Annotated in this window: 16 protein-coding genes; 11 read left to right on the forward strand and 5 right to left on the reverse strand. The window is 44.5% G+C overall.

What is annotated here, in order from left to right; genetic code table 11:
- The first annotated feature begins 15 nt into the window (after positions 1–15).
- The 8 genes from ACFGVR_RS09465 (at position 16) to ACFGVR_RS09500 (ending at position 9665) form a co-directional block, all read left to right on the forward strand.
- Complete coding sequence (locus tag ACFGVR_RS09465; RefSeq protein ID WP_448702568.1) at positions 16–1461, forward strand: RagB/SusD family nutrient uptake outer membrane protein; 1446 nt, start codon at positions 16–18, stop codon at positions 1459–1461.
- A gap of 398 nt (positions 1462–1859) precedes the next feature.
- A complete protein-coding gene (gene purH, locus ACFGVR_RS09470) occupies positions 1860–3386 on the forward strand; it encodes a bifunctional phosphoribosylaminoimidazolecarboxamide formyltransferase/IMP cyclohydrolase (RefSeq protein ID WP_448702569.1) in 1527 nt (508 codons plus the stop codon).
- A gap of 92 nt (positions 3387–3478) precedes the next feature.
- A complete protein-coding gene (locus ACFGVR_RS09475; protein ID WP_448702570.1) occupies positions 3479–4501 on the forward strand; it encodes a rod shape-determining protein in 1023 nt (340 codons plus the stop codon).
- Positions 4502–4613: 112 nt separating this feature from the next.
- Positions 4614–5450, forward strand: a complete 837-nt coding sequence (gene mreC, locus ACFGVR_RS09480) for a rod shape-determining protein MreC (RefSeq protein ID WP_448702571.1) — start codon at positions 4614–4616, stop codon at positions 5448–5450.
- A complete protein-coding gene (locus ACFGVR_RS09485) occupies positions 5443–5958 on the forward strand; it encodes a rod shape-determining protein MreD (RefSeq protein ID WP_448702572.1) in 516 nt (171 codons plus the stop codon). Before mreC ends, ACFGVR_RS09485 begins: the two co-directional genes overlap by 8 nt.
- On the forward strand, positions 5958–7940 hold the full coding sequence (gene mrdA, locus ACFGVR_RS09490) for a penicillin-binding protein 2 (RefSeq protein WP_448702573.1): 1983 nt from the start codon (positions 5958–5960) through the stop codon (positions 7938–7940). The genes ACFGVR_RS09485 and mrdA overlap by 1 nt, the downstream gene beginning before the upstream one ends.
- Positions 7927–9198, forward strand: a complete 1272-nt coding sequence (rodA, locus tag ACFGVR_RS09495; protein WP_448702574.1) for a rod shape-determining protein RodA — start codon at positions 7927–7929, stop codon at positions 9196–9198. Before mrdA ends, rodA begins: the two co-directional genes overlap by 14 nt.
- A 20-nt stretch (positions 9199–9218) precedes the next feature.
- Positions 9219–9665: a DinB family protein gene (locus tag ACFGVR_RS09500; protein WP_448702575.1), complete on the forward strand. Its 447-nt coding sequence runs from the start codon at positions 9219–9221 to the stop codon at positions 9663–9665.
- An 18-nt stretch (positions 9666–9683) separates the two neighbouring features.
- On the opposite strand, the gene ACFGVR_RS09505 is transcribed toward ACFGVR_RS09500, so the two are convergent.
- A complete protein-coding gene (locus ACFGVR_RS09505) occupies positions 9684–10796 on the reverse strand; it encodes a hypothetical protein (protein WP_448702576.1) in 1113 nt (370 codons plus the stop codon).
- Between the two features lie 86 nt (positions 10797–10882).
- Between ACFGVR_RS09505 and ACFGVR_RS09510 the strand changes: the two genes are divergently transcribed.
- Entirely contained in the window at positions 10883–11473 is a 591-nt protein-coding gene (locus tag ACFGVR_RS09510) for a thymidine kinase (protein ID WP_448702577.1), read from the forward strand.
- Positions 11474–11538: 65 nt separating this feature from the next.
- Here the strand turns inward: ACFGVR_RS09510 and ACFGVR_RS09515 are convergent, their stop codons facing one another.
- Positions 11539–11904 (reverse strand): hypothetical protein, encoded by a 366-nt coding sequence (locus ACFGVR_RS09515; protein ID WP_448702578.1) that lies wholly within the window; start codon positions 11902–11904, stop codon positions 11539–11541.
- 168 nt (positions 11905–12072) lie between these two features.
- On the opposite strand from ACFGVR_RS09515, the gene ACFGVR_RS09520 reads away from it, so the two are divergent.
- Positions 12073–12417: a single-stranded DNA-binding protein gene (locus ACFGVR_RS09520; protein ID WP_448702579.1), complete on the forward strand. Its 345-nt coding sequence runs from the start codon at positions 12073–12075 to the stop codon at positions 12415–12417.
- Between the two features lie 98 nt (positions 12418–12515).
- Positions 12516–12791 carry a hypothetical protein gene (locus ACFGVR_RS09525; RefSeq protein WP_448702580.1) on the forward strand — a complete coding sequence of 92 codons (276 nt, stop codon included), beginning with the start codon at positions 12516–12518 and terminating at the stop codon, positions 12789–12791.
- A gap of 59 nt (positions 12792–12850) precedes the next feature.
- Here the strand turns inward: ACFGVR_RS09525 and ACFGVR_RS09530 are convergent, their stop codons facing one another.
- From ACFGVR_RS09530 to ACFGVR_RS09540, 3 genes are all read right to left on the reverse strand, one after another.
- Positions 12851–13555, reverse strand: coding sequence for an SDR family NAD(P)-dependent oxidoreductase (locus ACFGVR_RS09530; RefSeq protein WP_448702581.1), 705 nt, complete (start codon positions 13553–13555; stop codon positions 12851–12853).
- A gap of 203 nt (positions 13556–13758) precedes the next feature.
- Complete coding sequence (locus ACFGVR_RS09535; RefSeq protein WP_448702582.1) at positions 13759–15537, reverse strand: aromatic amino acid hydroxylase; 1779 nt, start codon at positions 15535–15537, stop codon at positions 13759–13761.
- Positions 15538–15642: 105 nt separating this feature from the next.
- Positions 15643–16587 carry a lysylphosphatidylglycerol synthase transmembrane domain-containing protein gene (locus tag ACFGVR_RS09540; RefSeq protein ID WP_448702583.1) on the reverse strand — a complete coding sequence of 315 codons (945 nt, stop codon included), beginning with the start codon at positions 16585–16587 and terminating at the stop codon, positions 15643–15645.
- Between the last annotated feature and the right edge of the window lie 55 nt (positions 16588–16642).

A 16642-nucleotide genomic window follows, 5' to 3' on the forward strand; every position in this document is an offset into this window, starting at 1 on the left:
TTAAAGAGATCAAAGATGAAAAAGAAAATTATATTATCGATGTGCGTGGGGTTGCTTACATGCTACTCGTGCCAAAAATCATTGTTAAGCCCCCCGCTTACTACCGCTATTTCTAATGTTGACTATCAGCAGATGAACACAGTGGCGCGTATACAGGCCGGCGTATTAGGTTTGTATGCAACTGTGCGTAGCGGGGCATCATTTGGTGGCCGCTATATTGAGGACGACGAAGCCAAAGGGGAGAACTGGATAAATGCAACATCAAACGGTATTACTGGTGCTAATACCTGGAAAGAAGCTAACACAAACGGCGACACCGAAGTGCTGGGCCTTTGGGCGCAGTGTTACCTTTCTATTAATGACTGTAACCTGTTTATTGATGGTATGGTTGCCTCAGGTAACGCTGTATTAGGTAATGCTACACTGTCTGCCAATTACATTGCCGAAGCACGCTTTCTGCGCGCAATAAATTACTTTGCGTTGTTAAACATGTACTGTCAGCCTTATGCGGTTAGTAACGGCGGAAGTGCTGGTTTGCCGCTGCGTTTAACAGGCAACTCAAAGGCAGGCGATTACAGCCTGGCCCCGGTTACAGTAGCAAAGGTTTACGACCAAATAATTGCCGATCTTACCTTTGCCGAAGCTAACCTGCCTATAGCGTATTATACTACCGGTACAACGCTCGATCCAACATCGAACACTACCCGTGCTTCGCGCAATTCGGCTATAGCGCTTTCAACACGTGTTTATTTAGCAAAGGGCGATTATGCCACCGTAATTACACAAGCTAATAAAATTGTAAGTGCCACAGCGCCATTTACCGCAGCAACCGGTGTGCCTTATGCGCTTCAACCCACTATTGCCAACGTTTTTAAAACGCCATACACCACTACCGAGTCAATATTCTCAGTGCCGTTCACCAGTGCCGAAACACCCGGTACACAAAATCAACTGGCTACGTACTTTGTGCTAACGACCGGCGAATTTTATATCAACCCAACCAGTCAGCTTTTTACCGATCCTAACTGGAAAACAACTGACGCCCGCAGGGGATTGACCAAAGTGAGTGGCACTAAAACGTATTCTAATAAATACCCTACCGGCTCGCCTTATACAGATTGGGCACCGGTTATGCGTTATTCAGAAGTGTTGCTTAACCTGGCCGAAGCACGTGCGAACATAAATGGTCCCACCGACCTTCAGGCTATAGCCTTGTTAAATGCAGTTAGGCAACGGTCCGACGCTACTACTACGTTCACTACAGCTACGATGTCCAATATTCTTGAAGAAAGGAACATAGAGTTTTTAGGCGAAGGCAAACGCTGGCTGGATCTGTGGCGCCTGCACCTCGAGATTCCTGCTAAAGGTGCAACTATACCAATTTTAGCTCCCACAGCGGGCGCGTATATTTGGCCAATGTCCGGAAACGAGCAGGTTTATAACAGCCTGATCGGCAGGTAAGTTTTTTAAGTTACACATACTACCTGTTTGTTTATATCAGTTTTAGTTAAGCCGTTCCAAATTACTTTGGAGCGGCTTTTTTTATTTGCTGATATTTCTCAAAACCCGCATTAGGGATAGAAGCGGATACCGGCCCTGTGGCTAATGCCTGTGCAGTATAAGCGTATAGCCCGGCCCGAGGGGAATGCCCCGAACAATAAGATTAAACAACATTTTTTCTATCTGCAAAATTATTCAAACTCCACCATCAACTCACCATCCATCTAACATCATTCCTCCCCCGATCCCCATCCTCGTAACCGCCTTATATCCATCCAAATCTTTTCCAATTTTAACACATATTTACTTTTATATCACCTGTAAAAATCACTACTTTTGCCGCACACTCAAATTTCCCGATGACCAATTCCGTTCAAATTAAAAATGCCCTCATTTCCGTTTATTACAAAGACAACCTCGAGCCTATAATTTTGCAGTTAAAGCGCCTGGGTGTAACCATCTATTCAACCGGTGGCACCGAAACCTTTATCCGCAATTTAGGTGTTGATGTAGTACCTGTTGAAGATCTGACCTCGTACCCATCCATCCTGGGTGGCCGCGTAAAAACCCTGCACCCTAAAGTTTTTGGCGGGATACTGGGTCGTCGCGGTTTAGCCAGCGACGAGCAACAGTTGCAGCAATATGAAATTCCGGAGATCGACCTGGTCATTGTTGATCTGTACCCGTTTGAAGAAACCGTAAAATCGGGCGCCGGCGATGAGGATGTGATCGAAAAGATCGATATCGGCGGCATCTCTCTAATCCGCGCCGCAGCTAAAAACCACAAGGATGTGGTGATCGTAGCTTCGAAAGAGGACTACACCGAACTCAATACTATTTTAGAAACACAAAACGGCGCAACCACTATCGATCAGCGCCGCAAATTTGCCAAACAGGCATTCAATATATCATCACATTACGATAGCGCCATCTTTAATTATTTTAACCAGGATGAACCTATCCCGGTATTTAAACAAAGCATACAGCGCAGCCAGGTTTTACGTTACGGCGAAAATCCGCACCAGCAAGGTGTGTTTTACGGTAACCTTGATGCCATGTTCACCAAGCTTAACGGTAAAGAACTATCGTACAATAACCTGGTGGATGTGGATGCCGCAGTATTATTGATCGACGAATTTACCGAACCAACCATAGCCATTTTAAAACATACCAATGCCTGTGGTATTGCATCGCGCTCGTTTATCAAAGAGGCCTGGCTGGATGCGCTGGCCTGCGATCCGGTATCGGCTTTTGGCGGTGTCATCATCGCTAACGACGAGATCAACGAAGAAACTGCCATCGAGATCAATAAACTGTTTTTTGAGGTGCTCATAGCTCCTGCTTATACCGATGAAGCTTTAACCCATCTGACAGCAAAAAAGAACCGCATTATATTAGTGCGTAACCCTGTTGAGCTGCCGGTTAAGCAATTTAAAACCCTGCTGAACGGTGTAATTGAGCAGGATAAGGACGCTGTGATAGAAGGACCGGAACAAATGAAGACAATTACCGTAAAAGCCCCAACAGAGCACGAACTTCGCGATCTGTACTTTGCCAATAAAGTTGTTAAACATACCAAATCAAATACCATCGTTTTCGCTAAGGATAATACCCTTATCGCAAGCGGTGTTGGGCAAACATCACGGGTTGATGCATTGCAGCAGGCAATTGTAAAGGCAAAACATTTTGGTTTTGACCTTAACGGCGCCGTAATGGCATCCGATGCATTTTTTCCGTTCCCGGATTGTGCCGAAATTGCTGCCGATGCCGGAATAAACGCTATATTGCAGCCGGGCGGTTCAATTAAGGATCAGGATTCGGTTGATATGTGTAACAAAAAAGGCATCGCCATGGTAATGACCGGGGTTCGACACTTTAAACATTAAGTTTTTTTAATAAAACTTAATGTTGAGCGATAAAAAATACTGTAAACGAGAATTTTTTTACAAACTTTGTAAATTATATATATTTATAGCCAATGGGTCTGTTTAATTTTTTTACGCAAGAAATTGCCATCGACTTAGGTACTGCAAATACCCTCATCATACATAACGACAAAGTTGTCGTAGACGAACCATCCATCGTAGCTTTCGACCGTACTACCAATAAGGTTATTGCCATTGGTAAGCAGGCCATGCAAATGGAAGGTAAAACACATGATAATATTCGCACGGTGCGCCCACTTAAAGACGGTGTAATTGCCGACTTTAACGCCGCCGAACACATGATACGCGGGATGATCAAAATGATCAATCCAGGTAAAGGCTGGTTCTTCCCTTCGTTGCGGATGGTGATCTGTATCCCATCGGGTATTACCGAGGTGGAGAAACGTGCCGTAAACGACTCGGCCGAGATCGCCGGAGCCAAAGAGGTTTACCTCATCCACGAACCTATGGCCGCTGCCGTAGGTATCGGTATTGATGTGGAAGAACCAATGGGCAACATGATCATCGATATCGGTGGTGGTACAACCGAAATTGCGGTTATTGCCTTGTCGGGAATTGTTTGCGACCAGTCGATCCGCGTAGCCGGTGATAATTTTGACAGTGATATCGTTCAGTACATCCGCCGCCAGCATAACATTATGATTGGCGACCGTACTGCTGAGAAAATAAAGATCGAAGTTGGTGCTGCATTGCCTGAGCTGGCCGATCCACCACCTGATTTTGCCGTGCAGGGCCGCGATTTGATGACCGGTGTGCCTAAACAGATCACCGTATCATACACCGAGATAGCACATTGCCTGGATAAATCCATCTCGAAAATTGAAGAAGCGATATTAAAGGCGCTGGAGATCACTCCGCCCGAGCTTTCGGCCGATATTTACCAAACCGGTATCTATTTAACCGGCGGCGGTGCGTTATTACGTGGATTGGATAAACGTGTGGCAGCCAAAACCAAACTGCCGGTGCACGTAGCCGAAGACCCGCTGCGCGCCGTAGTACGGGGTACAGGTATCGCGCTAAAAAATATTGGAAACTTTAAATTCCTAATGCAGTAATTTAGTAGTATTGCGTATAGCGATATGCGTATTGAGATATAAAGGCTCAATCCAGACAAGTGTCTCAATACGCAATACGCATATCTCAATACCAAAAACAAACCTAACAGGCATGCGTAACCTATTGATATTTATCAGCAAGTACAACGCGTTTTTCCTGTTTGTTATTTTTGAGGTTTCGTCGTTGCTGATTTTGATCAATTATAACTCTTTCCAAAAGGCAACTTACATCAGTTCATCTAACCAGATCACCGGGTTGGCTTATCAAAAGGTTGGCCAGGTAACCGATTATTTATCGCTGGCCACGGTTAACGATAGCCTTGCCCGCGAAAACGCCCGCCTGCACAGCCAGTTAAAATCGGCGTTTTATATCGATACCCTCACCAAAAAATCCATTACCGATAGCGTTTACAAGCAACAATACACTTACATTGTAGCTAAGGTGATCAATAACTCAGTTAACCAGCGTAACAATTACATCACCATTAACCGGGGCAGTAAAGATGGCATTACCAAAGATATGGGCGTCATCTGCGGCTCGGGTGTGGTAGGCTTTGTAGTTAACACAACCGAGCATTTAGCTAACATCCAGTCGGTATTGCACAAAAAAACCAAGGTGAGCGCCATGCTGGCCGATAACCGCGCCCTGGGCAGCTTTTTATGGGGCGATAACCTTGATCCACACCAGGGGCTGTTGGTCGACGTATCAAATAACGTTAAACCACATATAGGCGAGCCTGTGGTTACCTCAACCTTGTCGTCGTTATATCCGTCGGGTATCCCGATAGGAAAAATAAGCAACCTGCACGCTAAGGAAGGCGGACTGTTTTTAAATATGGAAGTTAGCCTGGCTGTTGATTACAGCAGGCTGGAATATGTTTACGTGGTAGTTAACCGTTTAGCTATCGAACAAAAGCAAGTGGAGGCCGCACGGGTAAAAGATGAGTAGAACCATATTGATCAACCTGGTGCGCTTTATAGTGCTTGTTTTTTTACAGGTGTTCCTGTTTAAAAACATCACACTGTACAATTTATCCATACCATACCCCTATATCCTGTTTATTTTACTGCTGCCGTTTGAAATACCTAACCTGGCTTTGTTCCCGCTGGCATTTCTTACCGGCCTCACTATTGATGCTTTTTATGATACTCCCGGCCTGCATGCCGCGGCCTGTACCTTACTGGCCTTTGTGCGCGTATCGTTTATCAACATTACGGTACAAAAGGATGGCTTTGACAACGAACCCGAACCAACGCTCAGTATTATGGGCTTCCGTTGGTTTTTTACCTATATCCTCGTATTAACCCTTATCCATCATTTCTTTTTATTCAACCTCGAAGTATTCCGAATATCCGAACTGCAATATACCTTTGTTCGTTTTCTGTTAAGTTCGTTATTTACCGTATTTTTAATGCTGTTATCCGGGTTGTTGTTTTATAGGAAGAAGGAACGTTAATGAATAGTTTTTTTGAGCGAAGGTACTTTATTCAAACTTTATTTATTGTAATGGCACTGGGCCTGTTAGGCCGGTTATACTACATGCAGATCATTGATCCGCAGTACACCTTATCGGCAAACAACAACGCCCGTCGTACCATCGTACTTTTCCCCGGCCGCGGACCGATACTTGATCGTAACCACAAACTGCTGGTAGGCAACGAGCCCGTTTATGATGTGATGGTTACCCCGCGCGAAGTTAAACCTTTTGATACTGTCGAATTTTGCAAATTGCTGGGCATTGATAGGGACGGATTTGATAAACGATGGAAAAAAGCCGTTACTTACTCCCGCAATTTAAGCTCAGCTTTCGAAAAACAATTACCTGTTCGTTTATATGCCGCATTCTCCGAACATTTAACCGAATTTCCCGGTTTCACCACCGTACAGCGCTCGGTGCGCACTTATCCCGATTCGGTTGCTGCGCAGTTTTTAGGGTATATCGATGAGGTTAACGATGTGGACATTCAAAACTCCCACGGGTATTATCACCGTGGCGATTATATTGGCCGTACCGGTGTGGAAAAATCGTACGAGCAAATACTGCGCGGGCAACGGGGCGTACAACATTCATACGTCGACTCCCGGGGCGTTGTAAAGGGCAGCTATCTTAACGGAGCGCTTGATACCCCCAAAGTAGCCGGCGAACGCCTGATCTCATCGCTCGATATCCGTATCCAGAAACTCGGCGAAAAGCTGATGCAAAATAAGGTAGGCAGTATTGTAGCCATAGAGCCGTCAACCGGCGAAATATTGTGCTTTGTAAGCAGTCCTGGTTACGACCCTAACCTGATGGTGGGCCGCGAACATGGTAACAACATTGCCGATCTGATCAAAAACCCCTATAAGCCATTTGTAGTAAGGCCCATACAGGCGCAATATCCACCGGGCTCATCGTTTAAGCCTTTATCGGCCTTAATTGCTTTGCAGGAAGGTATTATTACACCTCAAACCACTTATTTTTGCGCGGGCGGCTACCAGGCGGGTAATCACTGGGTGGGCTGTACGCACCACCACGGTGTTACCGATCTGAGCCTGGGCATCCAGGGCTCGTGTAACGTGTATTTTTGCAGTGTGTTTGATAAGCTAATGAATGAGAACGGGGCAGTAAACACCCGTAACAATTACATCGACTGGAAAACCAGGGTAAATAAATTTGGCTTCGGGGCAAGGCTCAATGTCGATCTGCCGCACGAGGCCAGGGGCTATATCCCCGATACTACCCGTTACGATAAAGTTTTTAAAAGCAAAAAATGGCGCTCAAGCACTTTTATATCCGATGCCATAGGCCAGGGCGAAATACTGGCCACGCCTTTGCAAATGGCCAATGTTGATTGTATCATCGCCAACCATGGCTATTATTACGAGCCGCACCTCATCAAAAAGATCGGCGATAAAGAGATCATCAAACCGCAGTTTACAGTAAAGCACGATGTTGGCATCAATCAGCAATATTTTGAACCGGTTATTAACGGTATGCAGGCCGTAGTTGAAGATGGAACCGGTGCAGGATCAAAAATACCAGGCATTATTATGTGTGGTAAAACGGGTACCGCGCAAAACCCTCATGGCAAAAACCACTCGGTGTTTGTTGCCTTCGCGCCACGGGTTAACCCTAAAATAGCCATCGCCGTAGTGGTCGAAAACTCGGGCCAGGGTGCCGATTGGGCCGCGCCTATTGCCAGCTTTATTGTAGAAAAATACCTGCGCGACAGCATCACCAGCAGGCCATCGGGCAAAACCCCCGAATGGATAATGGCGCAAAACCTGTTGCCCGAAATTAAAGGTAAGCCGCCCGTTAAAGCCGATACCACAAAACATAACAAAGCCGACAGTACAAAAAGAACTGCCCGCCTGAAAAAGGCTACAGATAAAAAGAAGGTAAAAAACCTGGGCGGACAAATATTAGCTATTCAAACCAATAAAGATGAGGACCAGTAACCAACGCAGCTTCTTTTTTAATGTGGATTGGATAACGGTATTCATTTACCTGGCGTTGTGTACCATTGGCTGGTTCAATATTCACTCTGCGGTTTACGATGAAAAGCATCCGGCCATCATTGGCATGTCTACCAATTATGGCAAACAGTTTATCTGGATCATTGCGGCTTTATCGCTGGCTACCATGATACTGTTGCTCGATAGTCGCTTTTTTAGTGCGCTGGCTCCGGTGTTTTATGGCGTTACGGTGTTTTTGCTCGTTTTGGTATTGGTAGTGGGGCGTAATGTTGGCGGTAACCAGGCCTGGATCTCCATAGGCAGTTTCCGGCTCCAGCCTTCCGAATTTGCCAAATATGCCACCTGTTTACTGCTCGCGCGATATTTAAGCGGGGTAAACATCCGCATAACCGACATTAAGTCATTCTTCATAGCTGCGGCTATCATATTTTTCCCGATGCTGCTTATTAAAATGCAGCCCGATGACGGTTCCACCCTGGTATTTTGCTCATTGATCTTTGTGCTTTACCGCGAAGGCTTGTCATCATACTTTTTAATAGTGGGCGCATTGTTTATAGGCATGTTTATTTTGTCGTTACTGTTTAAGCCGATCTTTGTTATTGCCGGCTTGCTTATTGTGGCAGGTGTTATTATTGCCATTGTACGCCGTAACCGTAAACGGGCGCTCATAACCCTTGCCGGACTCGCCCTATGTGTGGGCTTTGTTTTTGCGGTGCCGTTTGTATATGCGCACGTAATAAAGGAGCACCAGCGCGTACGTATCGACGAATGGCTGCAATTATCAACCGATCTAAAAAAAGCGGGCTATAACGTTCACCAAAGTAAAATAGCCATAGGTTCGGGTAAGTTATGGGGTAAAGGTTATTTTAAAGGTACACAAACACGTTTCTCGTTCGTGCCCGAGCAAAGCACCGATTTTATTTTTTGCACCATAGGCGAGGAATGGGGCTTTGCAGGCTCGGTAGTGGTTGTAGGGTTGTTTATGTTTCTCATCCTGCGCATCATCCTCATTGCCGAACGACAGCGATCCCCCTTTTCGCGCATATACGGCTATGGCGTAGCCTGTATCATCTTTTTTCACTTTTTCATCAATATCGGCTTAACTATTGGCGTTGTACCGGTAATAGGTATACCGCTGCCGTTTGTAAGCTACGGCGGTTCATCGTTATGGAGCTTTACCTTTTTGCTGTTTACCCTGCTTAAGCTCGATAGTAACCGCATGGGACTTGCGGGAGGATAAGTTTAAACATTGATCTGACCATGATGATTGAAGCACTAAAGTCCCTGTATACCCGTGATCTTACCCGGCTGGTTAACGAGATAGAGCAGTATCAAAATGAAGAAAGTATTTGGCGCACAGCACCCGGCATAGCAAATTCGGGCGGTAATTTATGTTTACACCTGATCGGTAACCTCAATACCTATATTGGTGGCGAATTAGGTAAAACCGGATATATCCGTAATCGTGACCTGGAGTTTTCGTCGAAAAATGTGCCAAAAGCCAACCTGGTCATTCAAATCAAACAAACCATGCAAATTGTTGATGCGGCTTTAGATCAGCTATCCGAAAATGATATGGATGCCATATACCCGCAAATAGTATTTGAAAAAGAGATGACCACAGGCTATTTCCTTATCCATCTCTCGTCACATTTAACCTATCACCTTGGGCAAATCAACTATCACCGCCGGTTACTGGATAAATAAACCAAAATGCCAGATTCTTTAACTAAACCTTCTTCTCAACAACGCATAAAACTTATCGGCTGTAGCCTGCTTTTCGTTCCAGCTGTTTTTGGTTACGTAATTGGTGCGTAAAAACCGGTCGGCCTCTTCAAAACCGTCCATACGGTTCAATATCTCAATGGCTTCGCTATAGCTTAGGCTATAACCGTTAAACAGGTCTTTAACGTAAAGCATCTTATCATTCAGGTTAATGGCCGGGCGCAGGTCCTTAATTGGCGGCAACTGGTCCGAAACACGATTTGTACTTGCTTTTTGTGCCGATAATATTTCGTTTAAGGTTAATGGTGGTTTGCTAAAATCTTCAACCTGGCGTGCGGGTACTTCCTGTTCTGGTTTTACATAAGCTGGTATGTCGGGTTCTGGTTGTTCATAGACCGGTATCTCAGGCTCTGGTGTTGTATCGGTGGGTATTTCCGGTTCGGGTTCTGCATAAGCTGGTACTTCCGGTTCCGGTGTATAAGCAGGCGCCTCGGGCTCTTCAAAACTGTCTGCAGGTTTTGTTTCGGCTGATGTAAAATCGCGTATGCCAAAACGTTCCGCAATCTCGCGTAAAGCAGCATCATGGTCTTTTACAGTGGTTTCGTCATCAGCAATACCCTGTTCATCGTCATCCAGGTAGTCTACATCATCCAGCATTAACTCGTGTTTTACAACCGGTTCTTCAGGCTCTTCAGCCGGTGCTTCCTGCGTAAGCGGAACAAGTTCTTCAACAATGGGCTGTGTAAGGGATGGATGCTCAAATTCAATTTCGTGCGTCGGCGCTATAGGTTCATCGGCAGGTTCAAATTCAGTGTATTCGGCAGTATTTTCTTTTTTATCGGGAGCTATGCGTACCGGTTGGATCACCGGTTCAAAAAACTTTTCGGTAATGGTTGATTTTTTTACCGTTTGCTTTACACTGCGGGCCTTGGCTTCCTGCTGGTTTATTTTTCTTAATATTTCAATATGGTCGGTTAAAAAATGACCGTTAGCAACAAACAGCTCCAGCTCCAGGTCGTTAACCGGATCCTGACTTTCCTCAATAAACTGGTATTGGTCCTGAAGTTCGTTTAATATTACCCCAATTTTTTTTACAATTTCTTGCTGCTTCATAAATCGTAGGCGGTATATAATGTTGGTAAAATATTGACTCAAAAATACCATTTAATTCTGATATTTGGTGCCAAATAAAGGGTAAGATGCTATTTAGCGAGGATGTTTTTAAAAGAAAAAGCGAATTTGGCGGCAGTATTGAGTTAATTTGTGGTTCCATGTTTTCGGGTAAAACCGAAGAGTTGATACGCCGCCTTCGCCGCGCGCAGATAGCACGATTAAATGTTGAGATATTTAAACCTAAAATTGATGTGCGTTATGATGAGACCGCAGTTGTTTCGCACGATCTAAATTCCATCCATTCAACTCCCGTCGAAAACGCTTCGTCCATCCTTCTGTTAGGCAGCAACACCCAGGTTGTTGGTATTGATGAGGCCCAGTTTTTTGATGATGAATTGCCCGAAGTTTGCAATAAACTGGCCAATAAAGGCATCCGTGTAATAGTAGCCGGTTTGGATATGGATTTTTCGGGCAGGCCTTTCGGGCCGATGCCTGCCATTATGGCCATTGCCGAATCGGTAACCAAAGTGCACGCTGTTTGCGTGGTATGCGGCAACCCTGCATTATACTCGTACCGCCTGGTAGCCAGCGAAGCCAAAGTACTGTTAGGTGAGAAGGAAAGCTACGAACCCCGTTGCCGGATATGCTATAATATGGACGGTGCGGTTAATCAGTAGCAGGTTTTAGTAGCAGTGGCACTTTTTTGCTAACTATATTTGTAACTGCTACTGCAACTGCCACTTCACCCTTCCTTCTCCTCCCGCTTAACCAGTAACACTTCATCGTTATCCAATAACAAATAGCCGTACTCATAACAAAAATTATAAGTGCTGCCTGTTTTGGTTTGGTATATGCTGGTGATGTAATCAAAATCAAAGCCCTTGCTCAGCATTTTTTTGCGTGTAGTTTTGGTTTTGCCCGATGGGTTGAGCTCTTCCATAATGCGGCGGTTACGTTTGAGCGTATTATTGATGTTGCGCACCAGGTTATAGCTATCGCTGTTAAGCTGATTGTTGTAGTTGTTACGGCATTGGTCGTCGCAAAACTTTTTATCCGACCGGCCGTGCAGCACGGTGCCGCAATCCAGGCAAAATCTTTCTTCGGGCATAATAGATTAGTTTACATAAAGTTATAGATTATTTATCCATTTGCAAACGCTTACAAACGAAAAGTAATATTTATAACCGCTTATTATCCGGCTAATTTTTGGTAGCTGCTGCAATTTTGTGCTGTTCAATTAATCAACAAAGTATCAATAAATTAAAAAACAGAGTCAATGAGCACATTAAAAAACAGCGTACGCCTGGTAGGTAACCTGGGTACCGATCCCGAAGTAAGAAACTTTGATAACAACCGCAAACTGGTGCGCCTGGCACTGGCCACTAACGAGAATTATAAAAACGATAAAGGTGAAAAGGTAACCGAAACCCAATGGCACAATATTGTGATATGGGGAGCGCAGGCCAAATTTGCCGAAGAGATGCTGAAAAAAGGCGACGAGGTAGCCATCGACGGCAAATTATCAAACAGGCATTATATAGATAAAGACGGCAATAAAAAATACGTAACCGAAATTGTAGCTAACGAGTTTTTAAAGATGAACGCGAAAAGGCAAAATTAATAAGTAGTCATTCTGAGCCTGTCGGTTTTTTATTTAAGCCGACGGGCTCCCCATGACATGGTATCTTAAATCTGCAACTAAAATTATTTATATTTGTTATGTACTTAGAAGCAAAAGAAACAGCCCGGTTATACAAATTACTGTCCGACCAGTTAGGCAGTGATACTACCGAGGCGATGTTTAAATATATCGATAACAAAACAGAACGATCTGTGGAAGCAACTATCAAAACATTAGCTACAAAAGATGACATTGCCAATGTCCGCAAAGAGATCGGCGAGGTTAAGGCTGATGCTATTAAGTGGATGTTTATCTTTTGGGTAGGACAAATTGGTGCTACTTTAGCTATTGTTCTGTTGTTTGTTAAAAAATAATCATCAGGATATTATAGCAGCGAATGGTTACATCTGCTATTCAGGTATTTGCACATCGATCAAGGTGTGCTCAAAGCCACTGGAATGATTTTGCCGTTAAAAAATTTATGTCCCGTTAAGGCGAAATCAGCAATATACTTACCCATTTCAAAAGCCATTACCGGCGATTCATAACCCGGGAAAGCTTTCTCCAGCATTTCGGTTTGTGCAGAGCCTAAGGCAAGGCAATTTACTTTAATTTGCTGTTCGGTCAATTCAGCAGCAAGACACTCGGTTAAGGTATGCAATGCCGCCTTACTGGCCGAGTATGCCGATAGTCCCGTAAATTTAGCACTGCCCTGGTAACCCCCCATACTGCCAATATTCAAAATATGCGAGTTAGCAGCCATCATCGGAAGCAATGCCTGGATAATGCGTACATGGCCCAAAAAGTTGCTTTGTATCATTTCCACAAAGTCGCCTTCCAGCAATTCTGTAAATGGTTTATTAACCAATACACCTGCATTATTGATCAGGATATCGATCCGTCCGTCAAAATTTGTATTAATAAATTGTATCAAACCCGGGTAGTCATCGTGTACAATATCAAACGCTATGGGATACAAGGTACAATCGGGGTTGAGGCCTAATGCTATTTCGTGCAGGCGGGCCAGTTTATCTTCCGACCGCGCTAAAGCAATTACCTTATGCTTGCCCGATAATATCAATTCTAAAACCGCCTCAAAACCCACGCCGCTGCTTGCGCCTGTTATTATAATGTTCATAAGCCCCCTAACCCCCTAAGGGGTGAATTTGTTTTATATAAGCGTCATTGCGAGGTGCGAAGCAATCTTTATATTATACAGAGCGGCTCTGCAAGTTGGAAATTGCTTTGTACCTCGTAATGACGTGTTTAATTTCTCGTGATTTCCTGATAGCGATGGGTTGCAAACCTATCGCTTCGCCGTCGTTACTAAAATAGCAATTCTTACCGAACTATCAATTTTTGCTCAACCGGGTGCTTGATCAGGTAAAACCCATCTGTGATAAGTTTTTTCAATTCGGGCTCGCCGATCATTTTGTTTTCCAGGAAAATATGGATCTGTTGCGCGATATCCGGCATGATCTCTTCATGATCCAAAACTTCCAGTATCTCTAACGCGCAAAGCCAATCGCCGGGATGATGCAGTTGCAACTGCCGCCAAACATGGGTCAAAATGTCGCGGTCTTCGTTGCTTGTCCTTACGTCACGAACCTGCTGATATAAATGATGCAAGGCTTGTGTTTTGGAATCATAAACCGGGTGGTGCGTATTGGTTTTGGCTTGATAAGCAATTGCTTCGAAAGCGTCCTTATCGGCAGCACCGCAAAACACCGAAGTGATGCTTTCACCTATGGCCATATCGTAAAGCCCCCATTCGGGCTGGAATTGGATACTTCCGTCCGCATCTTTTACCGTGCAATCTTCAAAAGTAATCAGTTGTATTTTGTTGTTGTTTGATAGTATGGTTTTTACTTTCCCGGTAACGCAAACGCCGCTTTCAAATTCCAACGTAGTAGTATTACCAATAACAATATTCATATTATTTAACTCGGCCTCGTTAAAATCTTCCAAAGCTTTGGCATAGCCGGCTAACCGGCCAACGGGCGAGCTAAAACCATCTTTGTGGTAATTTTTACCGTGACCGGCAAGCTGTTTGTTATTGTACGATAAGGCGGTCGGCCCGATGGTTTTAATAAAATACGGCGTAGTTTTTTTAACCTTTTTATCCGTAAATACACCGGTAACCTGCAGGCCCGAACTGTAAACCGCGGTACAGGTATTTTTACTTTCGATAGCTTTTTGCAAACCGTAATCGCCGCCAATGCGGAAAGCCATTTTATCGGCAAACTGCTCCAGTACATCTATCAGGTTTTGAAAGGTCGGTGTAACAAACAGCTGTGGCTGAGGCTTGGTAATATCATAAGTATAATTTACCGTTTCGGGCGTGTACCAAAGTTTGGGTACATCGGCGTTCATACAGGTTGAGCTTTCGCCGATGGACGATAATAAGCCTGCACCATAGATCTTTGGATTTTCCAAGGTACCTATCAAACCGTACTCCACCGTCCACCAGTGTAAGCGGCTCAGTAAAGCCATCTCCGATGGTTCGCCCATGTTTTCCTGGCAATAATCCACCTGTTTTTCGGCTGCTTCAATTTCTTTCAGATCGGCATCCGGCATTTCTTTTAGTATGGATAAGGCCCTGATGGCTTCGTACAGTTCAAAATCCTGCGCCGAAAACATCGCTTTGGCACCTATCGAGCCAAAATAGCTCAGGTATTCGTGGTAATCCTTATCGGCGATGATGGGCGCATGCCCTGCCGACTCGTGGATGATATCCGGCGCAGGCGTATATTCAATATGCTTAAGCTGGCGTATATCGGCAGCAATAACCAGCACCCGGTAAGCCTGGTATTCCATAAAGGCTGCCGGTGGTATAAAACCGTCAACAGTAACTGCGCCCCAGCCAATTTTGGCCAGTGCGTTATTCATTTCCTGCAGGTTGGGTATTTTTTCGATGGTTAGCCCGGCCCTTTCCAAACCGGGGATGTAGGGGTAGTAGGCAACGTCTTTTAAATAACTGTAATTTTGCCGCATTACGTATCGCCAAACGGCATGATCAACCGGGGTGTAATGCTCATAATGCTGATCTACAATAAATTGTTTAAGATGCGTAGGCAAAGCCGCAACCTGCGGGTTATTAAAATCATTAAAATCGGTCATGTTAGCTGTAGGTAATAACTAACACGAAATTAAGGAATATAATATTGCTATTAAATTATATGCTGATATTTAATTTGGCTTTTGTTTAAAATTTCAGTTTGGTGATTATGCGTTGCTATCGATAGGTTCTTCGCTTTTTGGTAGGCCTTCTTCTAAACGTTTTGGGCGGATAACGTAATAGATCCCCAAAAGGGCAACGATTAACGAGATGATATAAAATGTGCCCGGTAAAAATACCGCCAGCGATTTTTCCATCGGGAACCATTTGGTGAGATAGGTAAACACCGTTTCGCGGATACCGGCGCCGCCAACGCTGATGGGGATAATGGTAGCTAAAGCCGATATGAGGAAGGATAGCAGATACGGCGAAAACTTACCGGTAAAATCCTGGCCGATCAGTACAAACACAATAGCGATAACCTGGAAGCCTTGTACAAAAATAGCTTTTAGGTGAGCCTCGAAAAAGTAATGGGTATACTCGCGGAAAAACTTGTAGGCAACAAAATAGTAGATGGCCGAAGCAACTGCAAATATGCCCAGAGGTATGCCGATGTGGATATCGATCTGCGGGATCAGAAATATCAAGCCAACGGTGATGAGGCCGATTGCCCAAAGGCCGCTTAACCTGTCGAACATAATAGCCCAGAATACTTTTTTTGCAGGCAGTTTATAGTTTTTATGCAGCAGGTATATCTTGTAGCCGTCGCCGCCGATACCCCCCGGCAGGATAAAGTTGTAGAACAAACCCAGTAGATATAATCTGAAGTTGAATTTAGAGTTAAGCTTAAGTCCGATCGATTTAAAAAAGCTTAGCAAGCGCCATGACGAAACTACCATCGATGCAAAAAAACTGATCAAAGCGGCCAGCATCCACCAATAATTGGCATGCAGCAACCTGTATTTCACATCAGTAAAGGGTACTTTACGAAATACAAAGTACAGTAAAACTACGGTTACAGCTATCTTGAGGATGGTTTTCGTGGCCGTCCAGAGTTTATCCTTTAAGGTTTTTGGCTCGTGGTACTCTACAGTTTCTTCAATTTCTGTCATGCGCGGCAAAGATAATAAATTAGCAATTAGTTGATGGACGTTGGCACTTAGATGA

This window comes from Mucilaginibacter aureus, from assembly GCF_053514885.1.

Coding starts and splice junctions, on each gene's coding strand:
- ACFGVR_RS09530 (WP_448702581.1), bottom strand. CDS start 13,555: ATGAACATTATAATAACAGGCGCAAGCAGCGGCGTGGGTTTTGAGGCG.
- ACFGVR_RS09540 (WP_448702583.1), bottom strand. CDS start 16,587: ATGACAGAAATTGAAGAAACTGTAGAGTACCACGAGCCAAAAACCTTA.
- purH (WP_448702569.1), top strand. CDS start 1,860: ATGACCAATTCCGTTCAAATTAAAAATGCCCTCATTTCCGTTTATTAC.
- ACFGVR_RS09515 (WP_448702578.1), bottom strand. CDS start 11,904: ATGCCCGAAGAAAGATTTTGCCTGGATTGCGGCACCGTGCTGCACGGC.
- ACFGVR_RS09465 (WP_448702568.1), top strand. CDS start 16: ATGAAAAAGAAAATTATATTATCGATGTGCGTGGGGTTGCTTACATGC.
- mreC (WP_448702571.1), top strand. CDS start 4,614: ATGCGTAACCTATTGATATTTATCAGCAAGTACAACGCGTTTTTCCTG.
- rodA (WP_448702574.1), top strand. CDS start 7,927: ATGAGGACCAGTAACCAACGCAGCTTCTTTTTTAATGTGGATTGGATA.
- ACFGVR_RS09475 (WP_448702570.1), top strand. CDS start 3,479: ATGGGTCTGTTTAATTTTTTTACGCAAGAAATTGCCATCGACTTAGGT.
- ACFGVR_RS09505 (WP_448702576.1), bottom strand. CDS start 10,796: ATGAAGCAGCAAGAAATTGTAAAAAAAATTGGGGTAATATTAAACGAA.
- ACFGVR_RS09485 (WP_448702572.1), top strand. CDS start 5,443: ATGAGTAGAACCATATTGATCAACCTGGTGCGCTTTATAGTGCTTGTT.
- mrdA (WP_448702573.1), top strand. CDS start 5,958: ATGAATAGTTTTTTTGAGCGAAGGTACTTTATTCAAACTTTATTTATT.
- ACFGVR_RS09525 (WP_448702580.1), top strand. CDS start 12,516: ATGTACTTAGAAGCAAAAGAAACAGCCCGGTTATACAAATTACTGTCC.
- ACFGVR_RS09510 (WP_448702577.1), top strand. CDS start 10,883: ATGCTATTTAGCGAGGATGTTTTTAAAAGAAAAAGCGAATTTGGCGGC.
- ACFGVR_RS09535 (WP_448702582.1), bottom strand. CDS start 15,537: ATGACCGATTTTAATGATTTTAATAACCCGCAGGTTGCGGCTTTGCCT.
- ACFGVR_RS09500 (WP_448702575.1), top strand. CDS start 9,219: ATGATGATTGAAGCACTAAAGTCCCTGTATACCCGTGATCTTACCCGG.
- ACFGVR_RS09520 (WP_448702579.1), top strand. CDS start 12,073: ATGAGCACATTAAAAAACAGCGTACGCCTGGTAGGTAACCTGGGTACC.